Below are 23,332 nucleotides of genomic sequence, written 5' to 3' on the forward strand. Positions count from 1 at the left end.
AGAACGTGATCACGGTTGGCGTCGAAGAAGAGTACGTGCTGGTGGAACCGGGTACCGGGCTGCCCGCGCCCCTTGTGGAGGGCGTGCGCCGCACGGCCGGCCTCGGCCCCCTCGCGGACCGCGCCGAGGTGCAGGACGAGCTGCTCCAGGCGCAGGTGGAGGTGGCCACTCCCGTCTGCTCGAGCCTGGAGGAGGTGGGGGGCCACCTGCTGCGCCTGCGCCACGCCGTGGCCTCGGCCGCCGAAGAGAACGGGTGCCGGATCGCGGCCACGGGCGCCGCGCCGCTGAGGGGGACCGACGCCGTACCCGTGACGCCGACGCCGCGCTACCTGCGCATGGAGGGGGAGGCCCGGCAGCTCGTCGACGAGCACCTGATCAGCGGCATGCACGTCCACGTGGCGATCCCCGACCCGGAGACGGGCGTGGCGGTCCTGAACCGGATCCGGGGGTGGCTCCCGACCCTGCTGGCCATGTCCGCGAACTCGCCGGTGTGGGAGGGGCGCGACACCGGCTTCGCGAGCTGGCGGACCATCGTGTTCGGCCGCTGGCCCGTCAGCGGTCCGCCGCCGTGCTTCGACGGACACGCCGACTACGAGCGGCGGCTGGAGGCCCTGGTGGCATCCGGTGTGATCGCCGACAGGGGACAGGTGTACTGGCAGGCCCGGCTGTCCGACCGCTACCCCACCGTCGAGGTGCGGTGTCCGGACGTCCAGCTCCGGGCCGACGACGCGGTCATGCTCGCGGGCATCGTCCGCGCGCTGGTCGCCACGGCGATCACGGAGGAGAAGGCGGGCACCGCGCCGGCCACCTGCCCGCCGGAGCTGTTGCAGGCCGGGAACTGGCACGCGGCCCGGCACGGACTGAACGGCACCCTGCTCGATCCGCAGGGCCGCCCGCACAGCAGCGGCGACGTGCTGTGTACGCTCCTGCGCCACATCACTCCGGCCCTGGAGGACGCCGGCGACCTCCGGCAGGTGAGCGCCCTCGTCCACCGGCTCCTGCGGGAGGGCACGCCCGCCGACCGCCAGCGCCGTGCCCTGACCGAGGGGGGACTGGCCGGGCTGGTCGGCCTGATCACGGGTGCGACCGCGACCGATTGACCGGTGGCGAATGACCGCTCCCGAGTCCACCGCGACAAGCACCCCGCGGACCCCCACCACCGCGGTGAGCCGGGTACCTGCCACGGCCCGGACGTCCCCTCCGGCGGACGCCCCGCACGCCGATCCCCGCATCCCCGCACGTGAGCATGCGGAGCGGGCCCGAACTCCACGAGTCCGGGCCCGCTCCGCATCCGCGGCGACCGCGCCGGGTCAGCGGCGGGGGCCGTTGCGGCCCTCGCCCTTGCGGGAGTTCTGGTCGTCCTCGAAGCGGATCTTCTCCTTGCGGACGGTGCCCGAGACCTCCTGCTGCTCCGTGACCCTCTCCGTCTCCAGGCGCACGCGCTCGACGGGCACGGTCTCCTTGCGGGTCACGGCACGCTCGGCGTGCAGGGTGACCTCCTGCTCGGCTTCGCCGATGTCACCCCGTACGCGCCCGCCCGCGCGGACGCGTTCGCGTACGACGCGGACCTCCTCGTGGCTGACGGGGACGGTGGTGGTCACGTTCTCGGTGACGACGACCTTCTTGAGGCGGGCGCGGCCGACCTCCTCGTTCGACGTTCCCACGCGCAGCCGCTCCTCGGAGCGGATCAGCTCGTCCCGGCCACGGCCCTCGCCGCGGTCGCCTCCGCGGTCGTCCACGTACGTCCCTGTGGCGATGCCGGGGGCGTCGACGGCCGTGCGGTGCCCGCTGCCTCCGCTCTTGCCCTTGGCCTTGCCCTTGCCGTTCGAGCCGGCCAGGCCGTAGTGCTGGTAGAGCCGGTGCTCCTCGTCCGCGTCCAGGTGCTGGTCGGCGTCGACGCGCGGGGCGTCCTTGACGACGTCCTTGGCATGCGGGACGTGCAGGGCCTCGCCGTCGCTGCGGGCACCCGCGAGGGGGACGAACGACTCCTTCACGCCGAACCAGCCGGTCTTGACGGTGACCCACTCCGGCCGGCCGGTCGCGTCGTCGCGGTAGACCTGACCGACGCTCCCGATCTTCTCCCCGTCCGTGTCGTAGGCCGTCAGGTTGATCAGCTGCTCCGTGCTCAGGAACCCGTTTCCAGCGCTCATCGGTCAATCCTCCAGTGCGTACGGCACGCGATCCGCGGCGACTTCGGTGTCCCGCGCTCACCCCGTGCCCCTCTCTAGCCCGCACCCGGCGCCCGGCCGCCGCAACCGGCCGCAGCGGCCGGGACGACGCCGGACGGCCGCCGGGACCGTGGTACCACCGCGTATCGGAGGGATGACACAAAGCGACCGAGTGCGCCGAACGGGTGACCCGCGCGGGCCGGGTCCGCGCTCCGCCTCCCGGGCCCACCGCCTCGACCGCTGCCCGCATCACCGCGCGCCGACGGGGCATCCGACTGCCGGGCGGCCGATCCGGCCCCCCGCGCACCCGCCGCGTCCGGCACCGCACCGAGGGGCCGCACCACACCGAAAGGGCACTCCGTGGCACGCACCGTCGCTCATGTGATCGTCGACGCACTGAAGGACCTGGGCGTCCAGCACGTCTTCGGAGTCGTCGGAGACGCCTTGAACCCCCTCACCGACGCGATCCGCACCACGGAGGGCCTGAGCTGGATCGGCTGCCGCCACGAAGAGGCCGCGGCGTTCGCGGCCGGGGCGCAGTCGCAGCTCTCCGGAACACTCGGGGTGTGCATGGGAACGGTGGGGCCGGGCTCCGTGCACCTCCTGAACGGGCTGTACGACGCGGCCAAGAGCCGCACCCCGGTGCTGGCGATCTGCGGCCAGGTGCCCCTGTCCGAGATCGGCAGCGACTACTTCCAGGAAGTCGACAACGACCTGCTCTTCCGCGACGTCGCCGTCTACCGTGCCACCGTCACCTCCCCGGACCAGATGCCGCGGATGCTGGAGTCCGCCGTACGCGCCGCCGTCAGCCAGGGCGGAGTGGCCGTCCTGACGGTCCCCGGCGACCTCGGCGACCTGGAACCGGGCGAGGACCGCCCCGCGCGCTTCGCCCTCGACCGCGCCGTCACCCGCCCCGACGACCCCGCCCTCGCGGAGGCCGCCGAACTCCTCAACGCCGCCTCCCGCGTCACCCTGCTCGTCGGCCGCGGAGCACGCGACGCCCGGACCGAGGTCCTGCGGGCCGCGGAACTCCTCTCCGCCCCCATGGTGCTCACGCTGAAGGCGAAGGAGGGCTTCGAGGACGACAACGCCTTCCAGGTCGGTCAGACCGGCCTGATCGGCAACCCCGCCGCAGGCCACGCCCTCGACCACGGCGACGCCCTCCTCATGCTGGGCACCGACTTCCCCTACCGGGACTGGTACCCGAAGGACTGCAAGGTGGTCCAGATCGACACCCGCGAGGAGCACCTGGGGCGCCGGGTCCCCGTGGACGTGGGCCTGGCCGGTGACGTCGGTGCCACGCTGAGGGCGCTGCTCCCGCTGCTCAAGACGGTCCCGGACCGCGCGCACCTGGACGACGCCCGGGAGCGGTTCGCGCACTGGCAGGAAGGCCAGAGCCGCCTGGCCGACACCGGTCACGACCACCGCTGGACCGGAAGGCTGCGGGCCGCGCTGGACAACCGCGACCACGACATCCGCCCCGAGGCGCTCGCCTCGGCCGTCGACGCGTACGCGGACGACGACGCCGTCTTCACCTCCGACACCGGCATGGCCACCGTGTGGCTCTCCCGTTTCGTCACCATGCGCGGCACCCGGCGCCTGATCGGCTCGTACAACCTCGGCTCGATGGCCAACGCCATGCCGCAGGCCCTCGGCGCCCAGCTCTGGGCGCCCGGTCGGCAGGTCGTCGCCTTCTGCGGCGACGGCGGGCTCAGCATGCTGCTCGGCGACCTCATGACGATCAAGACGTACCGGCTGCCGGTCAAGCTCGTCGTCTTCGACAACCGCCGGCTCGGCATGGTCAAGCTCGAACAGGAGCAGGCCGGTCTGCCCGAGTTCGGTACGGAACTCGACAACCCCGACTTCGCCGCGGTGGCCACCGCGCTCGGGATCACCGGGATCCGCGTCACCGATCCGGCCGAACTGCACGACAGCGTCCGCCGGGCGTTCCAGACCCCGGGACCGGTCCTGCTGGACGTCCTGACCAACCCCGAGGAAGTGGCCGTACCGGGCAAGCCGACGGTGGCACAGGGGTGGGGCTACGCCATCGCCAAGGTGAAGGAGGTCCTCCCGGGCCGCGAAGGCTGACCCGGCCCGCGAAGGCTGACCCGTCCCGCGGCCGCCGGCGGCACGGGGCCGTCCGGGTGGCAGTGCCCGCAGGTGCCGTACCGCAGGCCGCGGCCGCGCGCGGGGCGGGAAGGAAACACCGTGTCCGTCCCCCGGTGTGGGGGACATTCCTGAAACGAGGATCCATGTCTGAACTCTGGAGCTACGGCCCCGACTCCCGCTACACGGCCGGAGCCAGCCTGATCGGATTCAAGGTCGAGGCGGCCGACGGGCACATCGGCAGGGTCGGCGAGCACACCCAGGACGTCGGTTCCTCGTACATCGTCGTCGACACGGGTCCGTGGATCTTCGGCAAGGAGGTCCTGCTGCCCGCGGGCACGGTCGGCCGCGTGGACATGGAGGAACGGACCGTCCACGTGAGCCGTACCAAGGAGCAGATCAAGAACGCCCCCGAGTACGACAAGGACAAGCACCGCGGCGACGCCGACTACCGGGACCGGGTCGGCGACTACTACGGCCGCGACCAGGGCTGACCTCCGCGCGAGAAGGCCCCGGCTCCCGTACGAGGTACGGGAGCCGGGGCCTTGCGGCGTACGGCGGTCGGCTCGCGGGGGAGGCGCCGCCGGGATCGAGGGCCGCCGTGGCGGGCGCTGTCGGTCGGCGCTCTCGGCGGGCGCTCTCAGTGGGCGCCGGTGAGAGGGCGCGCCACGGCCCTGGCACGGGCGACCGTACCCGCGGCGGCCGCTTCCACGGGGCGGCGGACGGCGCGCACCGGATGCCTGTGGTCGAGGGCGTGGCGGGAGCGGTAGGCGAGCGAGGGCTTTCCGTGGGTGTCCGCGGCGGCGATGAGCAGTCCCCCCAGCACGGAGAGGTCCGCCAGGAAGTGGACGCGCAGGCGGGCGCGCTCCTCCCGGTCCTCCGCCTCCCAGAAGGCGTGGCTGGAGAGGGAGGTGGGCACCAGGGTGGCGGCCAGCGCGAGCGAGGCGAGGCGCGGGGCGCGCCCCGTCGCGAGCAGCAGGCCCGCACCGACCTGGACGGCGCCGCTCAGGCGCGCCAGCTTCAGCGGGTCCCCGGCCAGTGCGGGGATGCGGTCACCGACCGCCCGGACGACGGGTTGCGCGAGCTCCGCCACCGCTTCGGGGCGGCGCAGGGTGCGCAGTCCGCCGGTGACGAAGGGGGCGGCCAGCAGAGGGCGGGCGAGCATTCGAAGGACAGCCATGTCCCGCTGTTGCCCGGCTGCGGTCCGTCCATCCGTGCATCCGTCCATCCGTCGATCGGTCCGTCCGTCGGCCCGGCGGTCCGGCGGCCTTTGTCCGTCCGCCCTTGTCGGTCCGGGCCCGGGCCGCCCGGCATCAGCGCAGGGGCTTGTCCAGTACGGCCTTGCGGTGGCTGAAGGCGTCGAGCGAGTAGCGGCCGTGGTAGCTGCCCATGCCGCTCTCGCCCACCCCGCCGAAGGGGAGGTCGGAGACGGTGAGGTGCGCCACGGGCAGGCCGAAGGCCAGACCGCCCGAGGAGGTCTCCCGGGTCAGGCGGTCGCGCGTGGTGGCGGATTCGGTGAAGGCGTAGAGGGCCAGGGGCTTGTCGCGGTCGCGGATGAAGGCGATGGCCTCGTCGAGTCCGGCGACCTCGACCACGGGCAGGATGGGGCCGAAGATCTCCTCGCGCATGACGGGGGAGTCGGGTGCCACCCCGGCCAGGACGGTCGGGGCGATGTAGCGCTCGCTCCGGTCGTGGGCGCCGCCGGTGACGGTGCGGCCGGAGCCGAGCAGGCCCGTCAGCCGGTCGAAGTGCCGCTCGTTGACGATCCGGCCGTAGGCCGGGGAGGTCGAGGGGTCGTCACCGTACAGCCCGTGCAGGACGCCGGTGAGCTCCTTCTCCAGTTCCCGGGCGGTCTCGGGGTCGGTCAGCACGTAGTCGGGGGCGACGCAGGTCTGGCCGGCGTTCATGAACTTGGTGGACGCCAACCGGGCGGCCACGACGCCCAGGTCGGTGCCCCGGTCGACGAACGCGGGCGACTTTCCACCGAGTTCGAGCGTGACCGGCGTGAGGTTCTCGGCGGCGGCCCGCATGACGATCCGGCCGACCTGGCCGTTGCCCGTGTAGAAGATGTGGTCGAACCGCTGCGCGAGCAGGTCGGTGGTCTCCGCCACGGCGCCCTCCACCACCGCCACCGCGTCGCGGTCCAGGTAGCGCGGCAGGAGGTCGGCGACGGTCCGCGAGGTGGCGGGTGCCAGCTCGCTCGGCTTGGCCACGACGCAGTTGCCGGCGGCGAGCGCCCCGACGACCGGGGCGAGCAGCAGCTGGACGGGGTAGTTCCAGGGGGCGATGACGAGGACCACGCCGAGCGGGTCCAGCACGGTGTGGGCGACCGCGGGGCTCAGCCGATCCGGTACGGGGGCCGGCTGCGGGCGAAGCCACTCGGCCAGGTGCTGCAGGGTGTGGTCGATCTCCCGCACGGTGAAGTCGATCTCGGTGCGGTACGCCTCCTCGCGGCTCTTCCCGAGGTCGGCGCGGAGGGCGGCGGCCAGCTCGTCGCCCCGTTCGGTCAGCAGCGTCCGCAGGGCCTCGAGCTGTGTCGTACGCCAGGTCAGGGGCTTCGTACGGTCGGTGGTGAAAGTGGCGCGCAGTCGTGCGACGACATCTGCGGGCTTCTCCGACGGGTGGTCCGACATGTGTGTCTCCAGGAGGGTCACGCAGCGCCGGGAGGGGTGCCGGCGCTCGTTCTGCGGAGCGGAAGATACGTCCGCGCCGATCGATGTGTATGGCAATTAATGTATGTAGCACTTAATGGGGCGTGGGTATTCCCGGCGGGCAGCCGTGGTCGCGGCGGTGCGCCGGGCGTGCCCGCGCCCACCGGTCGCATGACGTGCCTTCGGGCCGGGCCGGGCCGGGCCGGGCCGGGCCGGGTCGGGGCAGGTCGGGCCGGGTCAGGTCTGGGACGTCGCGGTGGCGAGGTCGGGGTGGACGGTGACGACCCGGTCCGCGCCGGTGAGTGCCAGCAGGCGGGCGAGCTGGGGCGAGGGCCGGGCCACCCGGAGGTCCGCGAGTTGACGCACCCGCAGCAGCACACTCAGACAGGTGGAGTCCGCGAAGGTCACGCCGGCCGCGTCCAGGATCACGATGTGGTGGGACGCCGCCGCCTGGCTGAGAGCCGCTTCCAGGGGCGGGAGCGTATCGAGGTCCAGCTCACCGCGCGCCTCGACCACCCAGGCCGCTCCCGACGCGTGCTGGTAGCCCAGCGGGCCGGCCTCGGCGCCGGCTCCGATACCGACTCCCGTCGTGTTTTTCATGTCATCTCCCATGCCGCCGAGCATGCCCGATGGCCATGGGCGGGGCCAGACCCCGGAGGTCCTTACCGTCCCGGGCGGGGCTGGTGGCCTCCGGTGGCGGGCAGGGGCGGGGGGTGGCCGGGGGGCGGGCGGATCCGTGTCCGCCGCCCGCACAGGGCGCCCCGCGGCTACGCCGCGGCGGCATCGGGGCGGGCGGCCAGTTGACGTTCCCGCTCCGTCAGCCCGCCCCATACGCCGTACGGTTCCACCACGCGCAACGCGTGCTCCAGGCACCGGGCCCGCACGGGACACGCGGAGCACACGGCCTTGGCCGCCTCCTCGCGCGCCGCCCGGTCGGGCCGCGGCTCGCCCTCCGTGTGGAAGAACGCGTCGGCACCCACGCCGCGGCACGCGGCCTCCGCCTGCCAGATCCAGTGGTGCTCCGCCCGCCCGGGCAGGTGCGACACCCTCGCCATCCCCATTGCTCTCCTACAGCCAGGTCATCGAACGCATGCTTCAGGGGGACGTCTGGCCCCAAAGACGTGTTCGAAACGTGGTCCGGGTCCGGCGGACGCGATTCGAGGGCCACGGATGCCGGCCGGGGCGCTCTGCACGTCGCGGTACGCCTTCCCCATGGCGTGGGCGGCCCGGTCGCCGGGGTCGGCCGTGACCAGGTGGGCGAGGCTCCGCGGGGGTTCGACGGAGGGGTCACCGATGCCCAGGTCGCCGACGCGGGGCACGGGGAGCGGGCGGGCCAGGGTGCCGGGGAGCAGCGCGCCCAGCGCGGCGCACTCGGCGTCGCCGGGATGCGCGTCCGCCCAGCCCCAGCCCCACCACGAGCGGGTGCGGGACGTCGGCTGCGTCGGGTTGCCGGCCATGGGTGCGCTCCAGGGGTCGCGTGAATTTACCTAGCGGTAAATTACCTACTGATAATATCCGCTCATGGCAACCCCTCCTTCAAAAGCCGGCACCAAGGGCGTCCCGCGGGAGCACCGGCGGCTGCAGATGCTGGACGCCGCCACGGAGGAGTTCGGCACCCGCGGCTACGCGGCCGCGTCGCTCCCCTCCATCGCCGCGCGCGTCGGTGTCACCAAGACGTTGCTGCACCAGTACGTCGGCACCAAGGAAGACTTGTACCTCGCCTGCCTGGTCCCCGTCGGCGACCGGCTCCTGGACACGATCCGGGCCGCGATGGGGCCGGACGGGACCGCGCCGCACACGCCGCTGCGCGTGCTCCACAGCATCTTCACCGCCCTGGAGGGGCGCCGGGAGGCGTGGTTCGTCCTGTACGACACCACCCTGCCGCCCGGCGGCGAGGCCGCACGCCGGGCGGCAGGGTACTGGGCGGCCATCGACCGGCTCGCCGCCGGCGGCACCGCCGAACTGCTGCGCGCGACCGGATCCACCGACCCGCTGGACGCCGACGCGCTCAAGTACGTCTGGCGGGACCTGGTCGCCACCCTCGTCCGCTGGTGGGTCAAGCACCCGGAGCAGACCCCGGAGGCCATGACGCAGCGCTGCGCGCGCCTGTTCGCGGCTGCCGCGGGCCTCACTTCCGACGGCCGCTCCGGCTGAATCCGGGGCTCGGGCAGCATCCCGGGCTCCGCGCGGGCGGGGTGTGGGGTGCCGGGTGTGGGGTGCGGGGTGCCGGCGGGGGCGGGGCCGGGGGCCCCTCCGCCCGATCTGTGCTCCGCGCGGAACCGGGTCATCATGGCCAGGAGACCGGCGGGCCCTGCGGGCGGTCGCCGGGCCTGCCTGGCGGCACGGCCGAGTGGAGGTGGCTCGTACGCATGGACGAATCACGCAAGGCCTGGATGACGATCGGCGTCGTCGTCGCCGTCATCCTCCTGAACCTCCTCGCCATCGTTCTGATGAACACGGTCTGACGCCGGCCGCGTAACGGCCGATCGAGGGCCCTGGACCACGGGTCGCGGGGGCGGGCCCGGCTCCAACGCGGCCGGCACCGTTCCCTGCCTGGGGGGCCCGGGGGGTGCGTGCGCGGGCCAACTCCGATACGGACACCCGTGCCACTGCGGACCGTCACCTCGACCGACCGCAGTTCGGTGCCACCGCAGTTCGATGCCCACGCAGTTCGGTGCCACCGAAGCTCGGTTCAGCCGAGACCGAAGTTTCCGTGCTGCCCGTCCCCGTGCCGAGAGTGAGGGCCGGGCCGACGAGTTCCGACGCGCCGCCCGAGCGGTCCACGAGCCGCGTGGGGGCACCCTGCGGCGGCAGCGCGAAAGCCCGCAGGACCGGAGCCGGAGCCGCCGCGGCGGCTCGCGTCCGTGCCCGGATTTCCATCCTGTCTCCCGTCATGGTTGACGCTCAATCAAGTCACGTTGCACATAAGGCTGTTCAGTGGTCCATCACCTCGGCAGGAAAGGCTGCTCGGGCCCTTGCCGTGTCGCTCCGGTTCGCGAATGATGCTCCGGGCGCGTCGGTCGCCGGTGGCCGCGACGCGCTCGCCCGCCACGTTCGAACTGGACCGCTCAGGAGGCCTGTTGTGTGGACGAACCGCCCCATCCAGAGATCGTTGGTGGTCGTCGGCGCCGCCCTCGCGCTGGTCGTCGCTGTTCCGCAGGTAGCCTTCGCGGCCCCGCCCCCGGCGCTTCCCTCCCAGGCCGAAGCGATCGAGCTGACCTTCCAGCCGGCCTACGACTACGACACGGACGGGTGCTACCCGACACCCGCCATAGGCCCCGGCGGAGTTCTGAACCCCGGGCTCAAACCCACCGGCGCCCTCAACGGGAATTGCAGGGACGCCTCGGACCTCGAGAACACCAACGGATACTCCCGCTGGACCTGCAACAACGGCTGGTGCGCCGTGATCTACGGGCTGTACTTCGAGAAGGACCAGGCGATCCCCGGGATCAGCCTCGGCGGCCACCGCCACGACTGGGAACACGTCGTGGTGTGGATCCAGGGAAACGAGGCCAAGTACGTGGCGACCTCCGCCCACGGCGACTTCGACCTCCACGCGCGCGACCAGATCCGCTGGGACGGAACCCACCCCAAGATCGTCTACCACAAGGACGGCGCCGGCACGCACTGCTTCCGTGCGGCGAACACCAACGACGAACCGCCCGAGAACCACCGCCGCGCCTGGCAGTTCCCTGCGCTCGTCGGCTGGGCCGGCTACCCCGCGAACCTGCGGGACAAGCTCACCCAGGCCGATTTCGGCAGTGCGCACTTCGGTCTGAAGGACGGCTCCTTCGCCTCCCACCTGGCCAAGGCCAAGCCGGCGGGCATTCCCTTCGACCCGTACGCGTAGCCGGGCGGCGATCGGCCGCTCCCCGCCCCGCCGGCCTCCCCGTCCCGCCGACAGGCCCAGCCCGACTCCCTCGGCTGGTGGCAGAAGAACCACCCCGACCTGGTACTGCGCGACGGCGCCAAGAAGCCCGTCATCGACGAGGACTGGGGCGAGGCGCTCCTCGACACGTCCACCGCCGACAAGCGCTCCCGCCTCGCGAAGGCCGGCTTCGACTTCGCGGTGGCCGAGGAGTGCGGCCAGTACGAGGAGTGCGGGGACTTCGCCAAGGCCTACGCGAACCGCGTGTTCGTCATCGAGTACGAGGCCTCGGGCTACAGCCGCGCCTGCTCCGCCTGGGGCGCGAAGCTCGCCATCGTCCAGCGCGACCTGGACGTCTCCGCCGCGGGCTCGGGCGGATACCGCTACCGGTCCTGCTGAATGGCCGACCGTCCTGCCGCCCGGGCGCCCGCCCGCCCGGGCGGGGACGGGGACGGTCGCCGGGCGCGGGCTCCCGTCCGCCGCCGGGAGCGGCCCCGCGGCGGCCCCGCGGCGGACTGAAGGAGGTGCGCCGGGGCGCCGTCGTCCTCGGGCCGTGCCGGTTCCGGCCGACGGGGTGGCGTCCGCCGCGTCAGGGCCGACTCGCCTCAGATGAGGGTGCGTTCGATCCGGCTGAGCATCGCCGTCCTGCCGAGATCGCCGTCCTCGTCCGCCTCCGAGGCCGGGGGTGCGGCGTGCTGCCGCTGCTCGGCGTTGCCCATCCGCTGGGCGAGGAGGTAGGCGATGATCTCCGCCTCCTGCTCCTGGACGTCGTCGTAGGCCGCGCGCAGGAGCATGTCGCGTACGAGCGCGGGGTCGAGGTTCGGGAAGAGGAGCCGGGAGGCGGTCTCGTCCAGACCGCCCGCCCCCCGATGGCAGCAGATGATGTGGCCGAGCTCGTGCAGGACGATGTGCTCCTGATGTGCGCCGGTCGTGTTGGCGTCGTGGAAGATGAGGTCCTCGTCGCGTGCGGCGACCCACATGCCGCACGGATGCGACGAGGGCATCCGCATCGGGACCAGCGTGATCGGACGCTGGCGCACCTCACCGAGGTGGCGGCACAGTTCGGCCAGGTCGGCCACCTCGGGGAGGCCGAGGCCGGCGAGCCGCCGGGCGCCGGCCTTCCGGAGCTTCTTGAGCTGGCTGCGGCGGTCCTGGCCGGCCGACCGCCCCTTCCAGATGCCCCTCATGACGGGGACGGGGACGGGGAGTCGGTGACGGGGGGGAGGCCCTGCATCTGCCGGTACTGGTCCATGATGGCCGTGATGGCCTGGAGGTTCTCCTTCTTCATCCCGGCGGCCCGCATCGCCACGGCGCGGACCCCCGACTGTCGCAGCGCCTCGACGGCGGCGAGCTCGCCGAGCACCGACTCGGCGACCTTCTCGTCGAAGAAGTACGCGACCGAAACGCCGAAGAAGCGCGCCAGGGCGGCCAGGAGGTCGGGTGAGGGGTTGGCCCGCTTGCCCGTCCGCAGCTGCGACAGATACACGCCCCCGACCTTGAGTTCGGGGTTGGCCCGCTTCAGTTCCTCCGCCACCTCGGCATTGGTCCAGTGCTTGCCCTTGGGACGAACCGTTTTGAACAGGTCGTCGAGGCGCACTGCGAGCAGGGGCCGGTCTCCACTCTCGGCATCGGTCATGGTGAATCATCCTCCGTCGCCCCCTGGCGCATAGCCCTTGGCTATGCGCCAGTTTCACAGATTAGCGGTTGGTTGACAATTGGCCGGAACTCCGCCAACGTGGGGTCTCGCCGATAGCTGCCAGCTAACTCGACGTGCGGGGGGTTCGCCGAAGTGGCGGGTGGCGAAACGGACTGGTCCGGCCCTCGGGGGATGGGCCGGACCAGTCCGGGCGGGAGCCCTCGTCCGGCCCGGCGAAAGCGGGCGGAACGGGGGAACCCGCCCGGTTTGACGGGGGATGCAAACCGGGCGGGAGCTCTCAACTCGCGCTGTGAAGCCTACTGTAGGCGGCCGCTACTTTGGTGGGCCCGACGAGTTCCGCGGTGAGATTGTCCGTATCGCGGTCGTTGAACCCGCCGGCGTCGATGCCCGCGCCCCGCACGGGCCGCGATGCGGCGGGCCGTCCGGGTCAGCCGGGGTCAGCCGGCGCTTTCGCCCAGGGGTACCTCGAGCCCGATGCTCTCCGCGGCCACCGCGATGGCGTAGTCGAAGAACGCGGCCTCGTCCCTGACGCTGTCGTGGGTACGGCTGAAGACCTGGAACACCAGCAGACCGATCAGGTTGCTCCACAGGACGATGCCGCGCTCGATGATGTCCGAGAACGGCGCCCCAGGCGTGCCCCCGAAGAGTTCCACGGCCGCCGGCAGGAGCAGTGGCGGACCGGGCACGGCCCGGCGTGGCGGGGTGAGCTCGCCGCCCTCCAGAGCCGCGCGCACGATCCCCCCGAGGACCGCGGGCGTGCGCGAGGCGGGCGCGATGGTGTCGTGCGGGGCGTGGTAGCCCGGGACGGGCGAGCCGTAGATCAGTGTGAACTCGGCGGGGTGGTCGAAGGACCACTCGCGGAGCGCGCGGGTGACCGCGAGGAGGCGCGCGCCCGCCGATGCCCGGGCGTTCGCGGCGGCCGCGTCGGTCCGCTCCATGGCGGCGCCGGACCCGTTGTAGGCGTCGATGACCAATGCCGTCAACAGGTCGTCCCGGTGCGGGAAGAGGGCCGCGACGTCGGAAGTGGCAAGTCCGCTCTCGCGCGTCACAACCTCCGGCGACAGGCCTCCGGCCCCCACCTTCACCAGCTGTTGACGCGCGGCGTCCTTGATCACTGCCGCGAGCGTCACGCTGCCGGCGGTCGAACTCGTTGCGGGAACGTCCATACCGGAACCGTACCCGGCGACGACAACGGCCCTACGCGGAGCCCTTCTTGCGCGGGGTGGAACCCCGGGACGCCTCCACCGCCACGCGCCGGACCGACTGCCACGGCTTCGGCGCCGGCCAGTCCCTCTGCTTCACCTCCTGACGCACACCCCCGACGTGAGGGCCGGCCCCGGTGCGACAGCACCCGGACCGGCCCGCGCCCGCGTACCGCGCCCTGGCCGGCGGCCGCACGGGTACGGTCGTCGGGTCCCGCCCGACGTCGAAAGCGACCGCCGTGAACCCTCTGCCCGCGGACCCGACCGTGCTGCACCCGATCCCCGGCCAGCCGCGCGTGGTGCTCCTGAAGCCGCTGGTGACCTCGCCGCTGATCGAGGTCGGGGACTACTCCTACTACGACGACCCGGACGACGCGACCGCGTTCGAGACCCGTAACGTGCTCTACCACTACGGACCGGAGCGGCTCATCATCGGGAAGTTCTGTGCCCTGGGCACCGGAGTGCGGTTCCTCATGAACGGCGCCAACCACCGCATGGACGGACCCTCCACCTTCCCGTTCCCGATCATGGGCGGCTCCTGGGCCGAGCACATCGACCTGATCACCGGACTGCCGGGGCGGGGGGACACCGTGGTCGGCAACGACGTCTGGTGCGGCCACGGAGTCACGGTCATGCCCGGCGTGCGCATCGGGCACGGCGCGGTCGTCGCCTCCGGTTCCGTGGTGGTCGACGACGTCCCCGACTACGGCGTCGTCGGCGGCAACCCGGCCCGGCTCATCCGCAGCCGCCACAGCGACGCGGACATCGCGCGCCTGCTGTCCCTCGCCTGGTGGGACTGGCCCCCGGAGCACCTCACCGCACACGTGCGGGCCGTCATGTCCGGCACCGTCGACGACCTGGAGGCGGCCGCACCACAGGCCTGAAGCGCAGGCCTGGAGCGCGGGCCTGGAGCGCAGGCCTGAACCGCAGGCCCGCGGCTCATCCGGGAAGGTCGGCCAGGACGCCGGCGAGCTGGGTCCGGGAGCGGATCCGGAGCTTGCGGTAGATCCGGCTGAGCATCCCCTCGACCGTCTTGACGGAGAGGTACATCTGCTGCGCCGCGTGCTGGTTGCTGGCTCCCCCGCGGACGAGGTCCGCCAGCCGCAGCTCGGATTCCGTCAGCTCCGCCCGCCCGGGCGGGCGGGACCCCGGCCGGCCGTTCCCGCCCAGACGGTCCAGGTGCTCCCGCGCGGTGGCGAGCAGCGGCACCGCCCCGGCCTCGGCCAGGAGATCGGCCGCCTCCTGGAACGCGCCGCGGGCGGCGGCCTGGCGCCGCCGCGCGCGCTCGGCCCGCCCCCGTGCCAGATGCGTACGTGCCTCCTCGACGGGCAGCCCGCCGCGCCGGAACACCCCGTCGGCCTGCCGCAGCAGCCCGACGGCCCGGTCGGTGTCCCCGGCGCGCACCAGCAGGAACGCCCGGGCGCGCGTCCACGCCGCCCCGGTGGCGGTGTCCTCCCGTACCGCGCCCTCGTGCCTCTGGAGCAGGGCGTGGGCCGGGCCGAGGTCGCCCGCCGCGACGAACGCCTCGACGGCGTCGGGCTGCCAGCGGAACATCGAGGGATCGGCGGGCCGGCGGCCGTCCTCGGCCCGGGCGAGCTGGGTGAAGGCGGAGACGGCCCCGTCCACGTCCCCGGTGTGGAGCCGGACCGCGCCCGCGACCCACAGGTTGCGTTCCAGGTGCAGTACGTCGCCCTCCTCCCGCGCGGCGCGTTCCCCGCAGCCCGCGTACCGCAACGCGGCGGCGAACGAACCGCCCGCGCTCTGCGCGAGGGCGGCGGTGTAACAGGCCGGGCCGAGGGACAGACCGGCGCCGAGCGACGCATCGAGGGCCTTGTCCGCCCAGGCGAGGGCGCGGGCACACGCGCCGCTGCGGGCCTCCACCTCGGCCAGACTGCGCCAGATGTCGACGAGGTCCTCGCTCTGTCCGCGCAGTTCCGCGAGCGACAGGAGGGCGGTCAGGCGGGTCCTGGCCTCCGCCAGGCGGTCGTCGAAGACGGCGTGCCGGGCCGCGAGGTACTGGGGGCTGTTGCCGATCCCGTCCGCGTGGGCGGGCACGTTCAGGGCCAGCGCGCGGCCGAGGGTACGGGCGCAGTCCTCGCTGCGCAGGACCCGTTCCATCCGGGCCCGCATGGTCAGGGCCGCCGCCTCCAGACGGGGCTGCCCGGCGGCCCGGGCCAGCCCCGCCGCCGCCGTGGCGGCGCGCAGGGCCGCGTCGGGGTCGCTGCGCGAGACGTTGGCGGCGATGGCGGCGCGCAGCTCCACGGCGGCCAGCAGGCACGGGTCGCCGGACGCGATCTGCCGGCACAGTTCGAGCGTTCCCTCGACCCCGGCCAGGGCCTGGCTGTGGGAGTCGACGACCGCCAGGAGCACCGCGACGTGCTCCGCCGGTGCGGGCCGGGACGCGGCGACGGCGTCCGCCGCCTGCCGGGCCAGGTCGCTGTCCCCGGCCGCCGCGGCCTCCCCGGCCGCGGCGAGGTAGCGCTCCAGTCGCAGCCGGGCCCGGGACAACGGAGTCAACTCGGCAGCCAGCAGGAAGAGTTCGGCCGACAGCTTCCGCTCACCGCCCTCCCGGGCCTGCCCGGCGGCCACCGCGGTGTCCTCGGCGAGACACTGGTCGACGGCGTCCCGCCGGCCCAGCGCCCGGTGCCGGACCACCTGCACCGGATCCGCCACCGCCCCGGCCAGCGCGCCGTGCGCGGCGATCCGCTCCGCCTTCCCGGCCAGGCTCACCGCCGCATCGGCCAGGACCCGCGCGGTGAAGCGGACCGACCCCGGCGGATCCTCGTGGAGGACCCCCGCCGCCCGTGCCCGCCGCAGCTGGTCCTCGGCATCGTCGCGCCCGGCGCGCTCCAGCAGCGCCACCGTGGGCTGCCGGGCCAGCGCCGCGACCAGCAGCGTCGCCCGGACCGGCGCGGGAAGCTCCGCCAGCCACGCCTCGGCGGCCCGAACCGCCGCGGGCGGTACGACGAGTGCGTGCCGGCCGTCCGGAGCCTGCCGGGCCAGCGTGGCGCACGCGGTCTCGGTGAGCAGCCGATGGCCCCCGCAGCTCTGGTGCACCGGGGTCGCCCACCGGTGGGGCAGCCCGTGGCGGACCACGGCCGCCGACGTGAGCGCCACGTCCAGCGCGGGCACCGGGACGTGCACGGGATGGCCGCCCAGGAGGCGCGCCGCCGCTCCGCGCCCGTCCCGCGCCCGTTCGCACACCACGACGGCCAACCGGGGCGCCGCGACCGTGCGCACCGCGTAGCCCAGGACGTCCGCACTGGCCTCGTCCAGCCACTGCACCCCGTCGACGGCGAGGAGGAAGCCGGGCGCGGACCCGAGCAGACCCGCCACCGCGAGCCGGACCGCAGCGGTCCCGTCCCGTCCCGCCGGGCCGTCGGCGCAGCGCCGCAGCAGCCGGTCCGCCACCGTCCGCCAGCCGGCCGGCAGCGCGGTGAGGACCTCGGGAGGAACGGCCGACAACAGCTGTGCCACCGCGCTGAAGGCGTGGGCCCGGTCGGCGTCGGCGCACGTGACCCGCAGCACGGTCCTTTCCCCGCAGCGGAGTTCGTCCAGAGCCTCGCCCAGCAGCGTGGTCTTCCCCGCCCCCCAGGCGCCGGTGACCGCGACCCGGCCCCCGCCGCGCAGGGCGCGTACCACCTCGTGGACCGCGCCCCGCCACGAGGAGAACCCCGCACCCGGGCCCGCTGCCTCTTCGACGTCCGTCACAACACGGCACGACCACCGCCGGGACCTCCAACGTGAGCGTCACCGCCACCGACAAGGCCGGCCGGACCGCGAGCGCCACCTTCACCTGGACCGTCACCACCGGCCAGGGGGGAAGCCCGACCCTGGCCAACCCCGGCAACCAGACCTCCTCCATCGGCCGGCCCGTCACGCTGCCGCTCAGGGCCGCAGGCGGCAGCGCCCCGTACTCCTTCAAGGCGTCGGACCTCCCGGCGGGCCTGACCGTGAACGCGGCCACCGGCACCGTCACCGGGACCCCGACCACGTGGGGCTTCCGCACCAGCACCCTCACGGTCACCGACAGCGCGGGCCGGACGGCCTCGGTCAGCTTCACCTGGAACGTCTACTTCTAGAGACGGAAGCGGCCGCCCGCCCCGCTCACCCGGCGGCGCCCGACACGCCGGGGTCCGCACGCACCCGATGGCGGACCCCGGCCCCGGCGGCAGGCGGCGCTCCCACCGGAGCCCCGCCTGCCGCAGGCGCGTCAGGGCCACACCTGCAGCGCGGCTAGGCTGGCCGCATGACTGTGCTCGTGTACGAAGACTTCGGTACCGGACGCCACCGGGAGGCCTCCCTCATCCGGCACGCCCTGGGCAGTGCCCACGACGAGGAGCTCGTCGCCGGCCTCGCCGGGGGCATCGGCTTCATGTACTTCGTCTTCGAGTACGAGGGCCTCACCCCCATCGCCACGATCGTGGCCCAGTCCCACCCCGAGCCCTGGGTACAGGTCGCGCTCGGCCGCCTGGGCGTCCCGTACGACGCCACGCGGGCGATGAAGCCCCGCTGGGGCCGCGTCCGGGCGGCGCTCGACGAGGGGCAGCCCGCATTCTGCGTCGTCGACCGGTCCTCCCTGCCCTGGCACGAGCCGGACCCGGCAGCCGAGATGACCGGCGCCGATCCCCACACCGTCGTCATCGCCGGCTACGACGGGGACGACCTCCTGATCGAAGACGGTGCCGGGACCCCGCACCGGATCGACCGCGAGGAGTTCGGGGTCGCGTGGACCGCGCACCGCAAGGGCCGACACCAGCTGATCGTGCCCACCGGACCGCCCGAGGGAGAGCCGGACGTGGACGGGGCCATCGCCTCCACCATCACCCACCTCACCGGACCGGTCCTGGGGAACCAGTTCGACGTGAACTTCGGCTTCACCGGCATGGAGAAGCTCGCCGCGCAGCTGCGCGACCGGACGACGAAGGCCGGCTGGGAGCGCCGGTTCGGCGGCTCGCCCGCGGCCTTCCGCGCGGGCACCGGGCGGCTGTACGCGTGCCTGGAGGAGGAGTGGACGGCCCCGGGCGCGACCCGGCCGCTGTACGCGGACTTCCTGGACCTCGTCGGGCGCCCCGAGGCGGCCGGCCTCTTCAGGGAGTCCGCCCGGTCCTGGTCGGAGCTGGCCGCGCTCGCCCGGGACGCCGACGCGGACGCCGATGCCGGGGGGCGCCGGGAGCTCTTCGAGGCGTGTGCGGAGCGGGTGGACCGCTGTGTCGACCTGGAGGGGCAGGCGGTCCGGGCGCTCCAGAAGTAGGAGGGGGATGCCCTGTGGGCATCCCCCGCTTCCCGGCGGGCCGCCCAGTGGCCGCCGCCCGCCGCTCAGTTCCTGTCGCTCGCTCAGCGCTTGCCGCGGAGCCGCCCGAGCAGCCCGCGGGCCTGTGTCCGCTTGCGGGGATCGGCGGCGGCCCGGCGTACCGAGTCGATGGTCTGCCGTCCCTGCGGGGTGCGGCTGAACTGCTTGATCCGTGCGAGTAGTCCGGACATGAGGCCCTCCTGGCGCGTGTCACTCCTGGTGCACGACGTGTGCCCCGACGCCACCGGGTGAAACAACCCGCCGGGCATCCGCCCCATTTGAGCGGTCCGCCTTCCGGAACCGGGCGGATCCGGGGCGGACGCCGCGGTGCGCGGGCCCCGGAGGGTCCGCGCACCACGCCTTCAGAGGGCCGGGTCAGTGGCCACCCCAGCCGTGGCCTCCTCCGTGTCCGTAGTCATCGTCGTCGTCCCAGCCGCTGTTGTCATACCAGCCGCCGTGGCCGCCGTAGTCGTCATCGTCGTCGCAGCCGCCGCCGTTGAGGTAGCTGACGGCAGCGGTGGGAGCTGCCGCCGAGGCCGTGCCTGCCGTGCCGAGCGCCACGCCACCAGCCATGAGGAGACCGGCGGCGGAGACCACGAAAAGACGCTTCGCTCTCTGTGCATGCATGGAATAGCCCTTCCTTCCACCCTCCCGAGCACCTCTCCGGGGCATGAGGGGGCGGCCGCGGCCGCAGACGGAATGTGCGGCGCGGGTCGTTGACGGTGCCGCGTTGCGTGCGAGTGGGCACGTCTCCGCCGACGGCGCGGCCGTAGGCCACGCGCGTTCGGAGGCGGGTCGCGGAACCTCGGTTCCCGGATTGCGGGAACCTCGGCAACCGCGGGCGTGCTCCGCAATCGCGGCTCTCACTCACAAAGGCTAGTCGCGCCCACGGGACTCGGCACCTTGGGACCCGCAGTCCCCGGGCCTCGCGTCCGGGGCCGGCCGTCACAACATCTGACTGGCCGCCAACTCCCTTTCAGCGAAGGCGCGGAAGCTCCCCGGCGGGCGTCCCGTGAGGCGCTGGACGGTGTCGGTGGTGCGGTCCTCGGCGCCCTCGGCGATCGACCGGTCCATGCCGGCGAGCATCGCGGCGAACCCGTCGGGCATCTCGGCCGCCAGGCGCCGGCGCATCTGCTCGTACGAGAGCCGCTGGTGGGTGACGGTCCGGCCGGTGACCTGGGAGAGGACGGCGGCGACCTCGTCGTAACTCAGCGCTTGCGGCCCGGTGACGACCAGGTCGGTGTTCGGGGCCTGCGCCGCGGTCAGCGCGTGTACGGCGACGGCGGCGATGTCGTCGGCGTCGACGAAGCCGACGCGGCCCGAGCCGGCCGCCGTGCGGATGGTGCCGTCCGCACGGACGGTCCGGGCGTGGGCGTGGCCGCCGGTGAAGTTCTGCATGAACCACGAGGGGCGCAGGACCGCCCAGTGGGGGAACAGGCCGGGCAGGGCCTGGTGCACCTGCCCCACGGCGGGCCCGCCGGAGGGGATCGCCGACGAGCTGAGCAGCACCGCGCGGGTGACTCCCGCGGCACGGGCCCGCTCGAGGAACGGCAGCATGACGGCCGCCGGGTCCGGGGAGCCGATCGGCGGGACGAGGTAGACGCGGTCCACCGCGTCGAGGGCGGCCCCGAAGGACGCGGGATCGTCCCAGTCGAACCGCACGGGCAGGGCGCCGGCCACGGGGGTGGCGCGCCGGCCGGCGGCCCTGACGCGCCGGCCCGCGGCGGCCAGCCGGGCGGCGACCCGGCTCCCGGTGGTGCCGGTGGCCCCGATGACCAGGGTGAACTCCTCGGGCGAGGCAGAGGCGGAGGCGGAGGACGAGGACGAGGGCGAAGGCGCGGGCCCCGAGGTGGAGGCGGTCATCGGGGGCTCCCGGCGAAGTGGGTGGCGGGGTCCTGGAGGGCGAGCGGGTCCCAGTAGTCGCGGTAGTGGGTGATGAGGCCGTCCTTGACGGTGACGACGGCGATGTAGGACACGTCGAAGGGGCCGCCGGTTTCCACCAGGCGGCCCACGCCGCGCATCTCGACCACGATGGTCTGCGGGGCGAGGGTCTGGTGGATCTCGACGTGCGGGAAGTCGTGGAGGTCTATGTGCTCGGGGTAACCGCGCATGTACGCGGCGACGGCCGCTCGGCCCTCCAGCCGCTGCGGCCAGCCGTCCGGAGCGAAGGGGAACTCGAGGATCCCGTTCTCGTCCCACAGGTCGATCCAGCCGGGGACGTTCTTGTCCAGCAGGAGCCGCAGGCCGCGGCGGTACACGGCCGCCGGTGCGGTGTTCGTGGTCATGGAATGCTCCGTCCCGTACGATGCGGACCGCCGGTCCGTTTCATGTGACCGACCATACGGACCCGTGGTCCGTTTCGCAATCGGAGGTACCGCATGACCGAACGCAAGCCGCGTGCGGACGCCGCCCGCAACCGGGAGGCCGTCCTCGCGGCCGCCGACGCGCTCTTCGCCCGGTGCGAGAGCCCCGCGGCCGTCACCATGGCCGACATCGCCGCCGCCGCGGGCGTCGGCAAGGCGACGCTCTTCCGCGGCTTCGGCGACCGTACGGGCCTGATCCACGCCCTGTACGAGGCGCGGCTCGCCCCCGTCAGGCGCGCGGCCGAGGAGGGACCGCCGCCCCTGGGGCCCTCCACCCCGCCGTCCGAACGGGTACCGGCCCTCCTCGACGCGGTCCTGTGCTTCAAGCTCGACCACCGCCACCTGGCGCTGGCTCTGGAGGGCACCGGCGGCGACAGCCCCTACGCCGCAGGGCACTACACGCTCTGGCACGGCACCCTCCGGGACGCGCTCGACCGCGTACCGGGCCTCGCCGACAGCGACTTCACGGCGCACGCCCTGCTCGCCGCCACCCGCGCCGACCTGGTCGAACACCTCGTCGGGCACGAGGGGAGGACGCGCGAGGAGATCCGGGCGAGCCTGGCGGCGTTCACCGCCCGGGTCCTGCACGTCCCGGCTCCGCCGCACTGAACGCCCCGCCTCACTCCCCGGCGGACGGCGCGGGCGGCGCGGGCGGCACGTCGGGCGCGGCGGGCGCGGCGGGGGCCGGCCGGGGACGGAGCCGGGCGGCGAGTACCGCGACGTCGTCCTCGGCGTGCGGCGCGTCGAGGTCCCGGCACACGGCGTCCACCACCCCGGCCGGCTCCGCTCCCGCGGGCATGCGCAGCGCCGCGAGCCTGGCGAGCGAGACGTCGATGTCCTCGCCCCGGCGTTCGACCAGGCCGTCCGTGTACAGCACCAGCGTGTGATCGGCCGCGATCGGCCGGGTGTACGCCTCGTACCCGCCGAACCCCGTGCCCAGGGGCGGGCCCACCGGCACGTCCAGCAGTTCGCCCCGGCCGTCGCCGGTGAACACGGCGGGCGGCAGATGGCCCGCGTTGGCGAAATCGGCCTTGCCCCGGGCCGGGTCGATCCGTACGAGGAGGCAGGTGGCCGGGCGCCGGGTCCCGTCGGCCGCGGCCAGGGCGTCCAGCCGGCCCAGCACCCGGTGCGGGGCGAGATCGGTGGCGGCGACCTCGCGCAGGGTGGACCGGTAGGCGTTCATGTCCACGGCGGCGTCCAGGCCGTGTCCCATGACGTCGCCGATCACGAGCAGGGTGCGGCCGAAGTGCAGGCGCACGGTCTCGAACCAGTCCCCGCCGACGAGGGCCCGCGCGCCGGCGGGCAGGTACCGGCTGGCGATCTCCACGTTCGGGTGCGGACGCCCCGGTTCGGCGACCAGGGCCCGCTGGAGTTCGAGGGCGGTCCGCTCGGTCGCCGCCAGCCGCCTCGCGAGCCCGACGTGGAGGCCCGCGATCCGCGCCGCGAAGAGCAGCGCGGCCGTCTCGTGGCGGCCGAACCCCTCGAGGGCCCGTACGGCGAGGACCGTTCCGTAGACCTCACCCCGGCCGGTCAGGGGCACCGCGAGGACGTACGTGCTCCCGCCGCCGGCGGTGCGCCCGGTCCACGCCCGCACGGAACGGTCCGGGTCCCCGGCCGGCACCCCGGGCGGCGGGCCCCCCGGCAGCAGGCCGGTCGCGCCGGCCTCGGCCACGCGGCTGACGCCCGAGCCGCGGACGACCAGGTCCACGGCGGCAGCGTCGCACAGCGTGCGGAGCAGGAAACCGGCCAGCTCCCGGCAGGTCTCCCGTTCGTCGCCGGACGTGCCGATCCGCTCGAGTGCCTCTTCCGCGGCGCGCAGGCGCCCCTCCAGCCCGTTCGGCTCCGACACGACGCCCTCGTCACCCCGTCCCTCCGCCCGGCCCGCTGAGGAAGGCATTCCACCAGCCGCCGCCCGTTTCGCGGAGCGATGCGCCGCGTGTCCCCGCCCGCGTACACCGTCGGACCGCAGGGGACGGCATACCGTTCCCTCCCGGCCACCGGCAAGACCTCAGCCGGAAGATTCC

Annotated in this window: 24 protein-coding genes and 1 pseudogene; 10 read left to right on the forward strand and 15 right to left on the reverse strand. The window is 73.9% G+C overall.

What is annotated here, in order from left to right; all coding sequences use genetic code 11:
- Window positions 1-5 precede the first annotated feature (5 nt).
- Complete coding sequence (locus OTB16_RS10980; protein ID WP_267719847.1) at window positions 6-1,100, forward strand: carboxylate-amine ligase; 1,095 nt, start codon at window positions 6-8, stop codon at window positions 1,098-1,100.
- A gap of 210 nt (window positions 1,101-1,310) precedes the next feature.
- On the opposite strand, the gene OTB16_RS10985 is transcribed toward OTB16_RS10980, so the two are convergent.
- Window positions 1,311-2,150, reverse strand: a complete 840-nt coding sequence (locus tag OTB16_RS10985) for a PRC and DUF2382 domain-containing protein (protein ID WP_267719848.1) — start codon at window positions 2,148-2,150, stop codon at window positions 1,311-1,313.
- Window positions 2,151-2,528: 378 nt separating this feature from the next.
- Between OTB16_RS10985 and OTB16_RS10990 the strand changes: the two genes are divergently transcribed.
- Both OTB16_RS10990 and OTB16_RS10995 read left to right on the forward strand, forming a co-directional pair.
- Window positions 2,529-4,256 (forward strand): thiamine pyrophosphate-dependent enzyme, encoded by a 1,728-nt coding sequence (locus OTB16_RS10990; protein WP_267719850.1) that lies wholly within the window; start codon window positions 2,529-2,531, stop codon window positions 4,254-4,256.
- 164 nt (window positions 4,257-4,420) lie between these two features.
- Window positions 4,421-4,768 carry a PRC-barrel domain-containing protein gene (locus OTB16_RS10995; RefSeq protein ID WP_267719851.1) on the forward strand — a complete coding sequence of 116 codons (348 nt, stop codon included), beginning with the start codon at window positions 4,421-4,423 and terminating at the stop codon, window positions 4,766-4,768.
- Between the two features lie 146 nt (window positions 4,769-4,914).
- Here the strand turns inward: OTB16_RS10995 and OTB16_RS11000 are convergent, their stop codons facing one another.
- From OTB16_RS11000 to OTB16_RS11020, 5 genes are all read right to left on the reverse strand, one after another.
- The gene (locus OTB16_RS11000) at window positions 4,915-5,454 is read right to left on the reverse strand and encodes a DoxX family protein (protein WP_267719852.1); all 540 of its coding nucleotides are present in this window, start codon (window positions 5,452-5,454) and stop codon (window positions 4,915-4,917) included.
- A gap of 133 nt (window positions 5,455-5,587) precedes the next feature.
- Window positions 5,588-6,907 carry an aldehyde dehydrogenase family protein gene (locus OTB16_RS11005; protein WP_267719853.1) on the reverse strand — a complete coding sequence of 440 codons (1,320 nt, stop codon included), beginning with the start codon at window positions 6,905-6,907 and terminating at the stop codon, window positions 5,588-5,590.
- Window positions 6,908-7,162: 255 nt separating this feature from the next.
- Window positions 7,163-7,525, reverse strand: coding sequence for an STAS domain-containing protein (locus tag OTB16_RS11010; RefSeq protein ID WP_267719854.1), 363 nt, complete (start codon window positions 7,523-7,525; stop codon window positions 7,163-7,165).
- Between the two features lie 167 nt (window positions 7,526-7,692).
- Window positions 7,693-7,980 (reverse strand): WhiB family transcriptional regulator, encoded by a 288-nt coding sequence (locus tag OTB16_RS11015; protein WP_267719855.1) that lies wholly within the window; start codon window positions 7,978-7,980, stop codon window positions 7,693-7,695.
- Window positions 7,981-8,004: 24 nt separating this feature from the next.
- Window positions 8,005-8,382: a hypothetical protein gene (locus OTB16_RS11020; RefSeq protein WP_267719856.1), complete on the reverse strand. Its 378-nt coding sequence runs from the start codon at window positions 8,380-8,382 to the stop codon at window positions 8,005-8,007.
- Between the two features lie 64 nt (window positions 8,383-8,446).
- On the opposite strand from OTB16_RS11020, the gene OTB16_RS11025 reads away from it, so the two are divergent.
- The 3 genes and pseudogenes from OTB16_RS11025 to OTB16_RS11035 form a co-directional block, all read left to right on the forward strand.
- Window positions 8,447-9,079, forward strand: a complete 633-nt coding sequence (locus tag OTB16_RS11025; protein ID WP_267719857.1) for a TetR/AcrR family transcriptional regulator — start codon at window positions 8,447-8,449, stop codon at window positions 9,077-9,079.
- Between the two features lie 928 nt (window positions 9,080-10,007).
- Complete coding sequence (locus OTB16_RS11030; protein WP_267719859.1) at window positions 10,008-10,775, forward strand: NPP1 family protein; 768 nt, start codon at window positions 10,008-10,010, stop codon at window positions 10,773-10,775.
- Window positions 10,776-10,826: 51 nt separating this feature from the next.
- A pseudogene (locus tag OTB16_RS11035) lies at window positions 10,827-11,192 on the forward strand (endo alpha-1,4 polygalactosaminidase); the annotation flags it as partial.
- Window positions 11,193-11,398: 206 nt separating this feature from the next.
- Here the strand turns inward: OTB16_RS11035 and OTB16_RS11040 are convergent.
- From OTB16_RS11040 to OTB16_RS11050, 3 genes are all read right to left on the reverse strand, one after another.
- Window positions 11,399-11,980 carry a toxin gene (locus tag OTB16_RS11040; RefSeq protein WP_267719860.1) on the reverse strand — a complete coding sequence of 194 codons (582 nt, stop codon included), beginning with the start codon at window positions 11,978-11,980 and terminating at the stop codon, window positions 11,399-11,401.
- Window positions 11,977-12,429: a helix-turn-helix domain-containing protein gene (locus tag OTB16_RS11045; protein ID WP_267719861.1), complete on the reverse strand. Its 453-nt coding sequence runs from the start codon at window positions 12,427-12,429 to the stop codon at window positions 11,977-11,979. The genes OTB16_RS11040 and OTB16_RS11045 overlap by 4 nt, the downstream gene beginning before the upstream one ends.
- Before the next feature lie 458 nt (window positions 12,430-12,887).
- Entirely contained in the window at window positions 12,888-13,616 is a 729-nt protein-coding gene (locus tag OTB16_RS11050) for a TetR/AcrR family transcriptional regulator (RefSeq protein WP_267719862.1), read from the reverse strand.
- Window positions 13,617-13,891: 275 nt separating this feature from the next.
- On the opposite strand from OTB16_RS11050, the gene OTB16_RS11055 reads away from it, so the two are divergent.
- Entirely contained in the window at window positions 13,892-14,536 is a 645-nt protein-coding gene (locus tag OTB16_RS11055) for a CatB-related O-acetyltransferase (RefSeq protein ID WP_267719863.1), read from the forward strand.
- 55 nt (window positions 14,537-14,591) lie between these two features.
- Here OTB16_RS11055 and OTB16_RS11060 read toward each other — a convergent pair whose 3' ends face one another.
- Complete coding sequence (locus OTB16_RS11060; protein ID WP_267719865.1) at window positions 14,592-17,363, reverse strand: helix-turn-helix transcriptional regulator; 2,772 nt, start codon at window positions 17,361-17,363, stop codon at window positions 14,592-14,594.
- On the opposite strand from OTB16_RS11060, the gene OTB16_RS11065 reads away from it, so the two are divergent.
- Window positions 17,342-17,734 (forward strand): putative Ig domain-containing protein, encoded by a 393-nt coding sequence (locus OTB16_RS11065; protein ID WP_324290800.1) that lies wholly within the window; start codon window positions 17,342-17,344, stop codon window positions 17,732-17,734. The two genes, OTB16_RS11060 and OTB16_RS11065, sit on opposite strands and share 22 nt — an antisense overlap.
- 167 nt (window positions 17,735-17,901) lie before the next feature.
- Window positions 17,902-18,906, forward strand: a complete 1,005-nt coding sequence (locus OTB16_RS11070; RefSeq protein WP_267719868.1) for a BtrH N-terminal domain-containing protein — start codon at window positions 17,902-17,904, stop codon at window positions 18,904-18,906.
- 83 nt (window positions 18,907-18,989) lie between these two features.
- On the opposite strand, the gene OTB16_RS11075 is transcribed toward OTB16_RS11070, so the two are convergent.
- The 4 genes from OTB16_RS11075 to OTB16_RS11090 form a co-directional block, all read right to left on the reverse strand.
- Window positions 18,990-19,136: a hypothetical protein gene (locus tag OTB16_RS11075; protein ID WP_267719869.1), complete on the reverse strand. Its 147-nt coding sequence runs from the start codon at window positions 19,134-19,136 to the stop codon at window positions 18,990-18,992.
- Window positions 19,137-19,320: 184 nt separating this feature from the next.
- The gene (locus tag OTB16_RS11080) at window positions 19,321-19,572 is read right to left on the reverse strand and encodes a hypothetical protein (protein WP_267719871.1); all 252 of its coding nucleotides are present in this window, start codon (window positions 19,570-19,572) and stop codon (window positions 19,321-19,323) included.
- A 318-nt stretch (window positions 19,573-19,890) separates the two neighbouring features.
- The gene (locus tag OTB16_RS11085; protein WP_267719872.1) at window positions 19,891-20,808 is read right to left on the reverse strand and encodes an NmrA family NAD(P)-binding protein; all 918 of its coding nucleotides are present in this window, start codon (window positions 20,806-20,808) and stop codon (window positions 19,891-19,893) included.
- On the reverse strand, window positions 20,805-21,230 hold the full coding sequence (locus tag OTB16_RS11090) for a nuclear transport factor 2 family protein (RefSeq protein WP_267719873.1): 426 nt from the start codon (window positions 21,228-21,230) through the stop codon (window positions 20,805-20,807). Before OTB16_RS11090 ends, OTB16_RS11085 begins: the two co-directional genes overlap by 4 nt.
- Before the next feature lie 93 nt (window positions 21,231-21,323).
- Between OTB16_RS11090 and OTB16_RS11095 the strand changes: the two genes are divergently transcribed.
- On the forward strand, window positions 21,324-21,917 hold the full coding sequence (locus OTB16_RS11095) for a TetR/AcrR family transcriptional regulator (RefSeq protein WP_267719874.1): 594 nt from the start codon (window positions 21,324-21,326) through the stop codon (window positions 21,915-21,917).
- A gap of 10 nt (window positions 21,918-21,927) precedes the next feature.
- Here OTB16_RS11095 and OTB16_RS11100 read toward each other — a convergent pair whose 3' ends face one another.
- Window positions 21,928-23,157 (reverse strand): PP2C family protein-serine/threonine phosphatase, encoded by a 1,230-nt coding sequence (locus tag OTB16_RS11100; RefSeq protein WP_267719875.1) that lies wholly within the window; start codon window positions 23,155-23,157, stop codon window positions 21,928-21,930.
- Between the last annotated feature and the right edge of the window lie 175 nt (window positions 23,158-23,332).

Origin of the sequence: Streptomyces antarcticus (genome assembly GCF_026627255.1) — a bacterium.
In the GTDB taxonomy this organism is placed as follows: Bacteria; Actinomycetota; Actinomycetes; order Streptomycetales; family Streptomycetaceae; genus Streptomyces; species Streptomyces antarcticus.